Annotated in this window: 3 protein-coding genes; 1 reads left to right on the forward strand and 2 read right to left on the reverse strand. The window is 45.3% G+C overall.

Annotated features, from left to right (window positions below):
- On the reverse strand, positions 1–348 hold a 348-nt coding region (locus tag PX484_RS16605), incomplete at its 3' end, for a pentapeptide repeat-containing protein (protein WP_288104816.1).
- 384 nt (positions 349–732) lie between these two features.
- Here PX484_RS16605 and PX484_RS16610 point away from each other — a divergent pair.
- The gene (locus PX484_RS16610; RefSeq protein ID WP_287670908.1) at positions 733–1497 is read left to right on the forward strand and encodes a YebC/PmpR family DNA-binding transcriptional regulator; all 765 of its coding nucleotides are present in this window, start codon (positions 733–735) and stop codon (positions 1495–1497) included.
- 112 nt (positions 1498–1609) lie between these two features.
- Here PX484_RS16610 and PX484_RS16615 read toward each other — a convergent pair.
- The coding region (locus PX484_RS16615; RefSeq protein ID WP_288104818.1) for an RtcB family protein at positions 1610–2348 on the reverse strand (739 nt) is incomplete at its 5' end.

Consider the following 2348-nt stretch of genomic DNA (forward strand, 5'->3'; position numbering starts at 1 on the left):
GATTAAAATGTTAGTGGCAAAAGCTCCTTCGAGAACGGCATTGGTAAAGTTGGCTTTGGTTAAACGGGCCGATTCTAAATCCACATTTCTCATATTGGCATCGCTAAAGTCGGCCCCCTCCAAGTTGGCAGAAAAAAAGCGCACTCCTTCCAGATTGGCATGACTGAAGTTACTACCGCGCAGATTAGAGTGATCGAAGGTGGAATCGCGCAAATCCTGCCCCGCAAAGTCATTATCGGTCAAATTACGGTTATTATAACTTAGGGCTTGGGCCGGAGCCAAGGAGAATAATAATACTAATATACTAGCAAACAAGGTTAGTAGAGTTTTGCGAGAAAATTGCGCCATATTGCCACCTGATCAATCAACCTTTTCTATAATAAGCTGTACTGGATTTAAACCGCATATCGGGAATTTTAGTACAAATGCTCGAACTAGCCGCCCCCCTATAGTTTCTAAACAGGATTTATACCAAATCCGTTTTTAATAGTGTGATTAACTCCCAAGTTATGAATTGTTTCTCCCCGCTCCGCTCTCCCCACCTCCCCCCGCAACCCGCACGAAGTGGTCTTCCCTCTACCTAATTCATAATTCATAATTCATAATTCCCGCTCCCCTATAGTTTCTACACAGGATTTATGATCATTACCCGGCACTCGTTGACAATTATCCCCGGATTTACCAAGGGCGATCGATCTGCTAGATTTTTGATGTTGGATATCTTAGATAGATATGGCTGGTCATAGTAAATGGGCAAATATTAAACGACAAAAAGCCCGGGTTGATGCCAAAAAAGGGCAAACTTTCACCCAGTTATCCCGGGCCATTATCGTGGCTACCCGTAACGGTGTTCCCGATCCGGCGGGCAATTTTCAGCTACGCACGGCGATCGAAAAAGCCAAGGCGGCCGGTATTCCTAATGACAATATCGAAAGAGCGATCGCTAAAGGGGCGGGAACTTGGGAAAATGACTCAGCTTTTGAGGAAATTCGCTACGAGGGTTATGGTCCCGGGGGTGTGGCGATCCTGATCGAAGCACTGACCGATAATCGCAATCGCACGGCTGCGGATCTGCGGGCGGCTTTTAGCAAAAATGGCGGTAATTTAGGTGAAACGGGCTGTGTAGGCTGGATGTTTGACCATAAGGGGGTAATTCGTCTTGAGGGAACTATTGATGAGGATAAGCTTTTAGAAGCTTCCCTAGAGGGCCAGGCCCAATCCTACGAGTTTTTTGACAGTGCGGAGGAAGGTCAAGGAGCAGAAGTGTTTACTGAGGTGTCTAACCTGGAGAGATTGAATAAGGTTCTGCAAGCAGCGGGATTTAAGGTCAAAGAAGCAGAATTACGCTGGATTCCCACTAATACCCTAGAAGTGAGCGATCGAGACCAGGCCCGTTTTTTATTCAAGTTAATCGACACCCTAGAATCCCTCGATGATGTGCAATCGGTAACGGCTAATTTTGATTTAGTCGAGGAGTTGATGTTACTGGATCTGTGACCCTAAATTCCTAGACTGCTCACTGATTCTGGGCCCAATCAAGAAATAATCTGTCCCCAAAATCGCGTAAAAATTCGGGTTCCGTAAAAATCGATCGCTCTTGCCATGATTTTTAACCTTTGACACACATCACCTGCTTGAGAGTGGCGACAATTTCCACTAGATCAGCCTGTTGATTCATCACCTGTTGGATCGGTTTATAAGCTCCCGGAATCTCATCAATAACGCCCTCATCTTTGCGGCATTCAACCCCTTCGGTTTGGGCGATTAAATCATCAAGAGTAAAGGTTTTTTTAGCCAGATTTCTCGACATCAAACGCCCGGCCCCGTGGGAACAGGAACAGAAGCTATTATGTTCTCCTTTACCTTTAACAATATAAGATTGCGCTCCCATGGAACCGGGGATAATACCATAATCGGTTTCTCTGGCGCGGACGGCTCCTTTTCGGGTGACATAAACCTCCTCCCCAAAATGAATTTCTTTTTCGGCATAATTGTGATGACAATTAACTACTAAGAGGGGTTTAGTTGGTTTGCCTCCCGCTAGATGTTTTTCAACAATGCGTTTAAATCTAGCCATCATAATTTCCCGATTATAACGGGCATATTCCTGGGCCCATTGTAGGTCATGCCAGTAGGCGGTAAATTCTTCTGTACCGGCGACAAAGTAGGCCAAATCGAGGTCGGGTAATTTACATTCTGCTAGTTTGGCTAACTCTTTGGCCGTATCAATATGACATTGGGCCAGTTGATTACCAATACCTCTAGAACCGGAATGGAGCATTAACCAAACTTGATTGTCTGTATCTAAACAAATTTCGATAAAGTGATTACCACCCCCCAGAGAACCC

The organism is Microcystis sp. M49636_WE2, assembly GCF_030065375.1.
In the GTDB taxonomy this organism is placed as follows: domain Bacteria; phylum Cyanobacteriota; class Cyanobacteriia; order Cyanobacteriales; family Microcystaceae; genus Microcystis; species Microcystis aeruginosa_C.

What these genes read in the sequence shown, in the direction of transcription:
- PX484_RS16610 (WP_287670908.1), top strand. Translation starts at nt 733, where the DNA reads ATGGCTGGTCATAGTAAATGGGCAAATATTAAACGACAAAAAGCCCGG.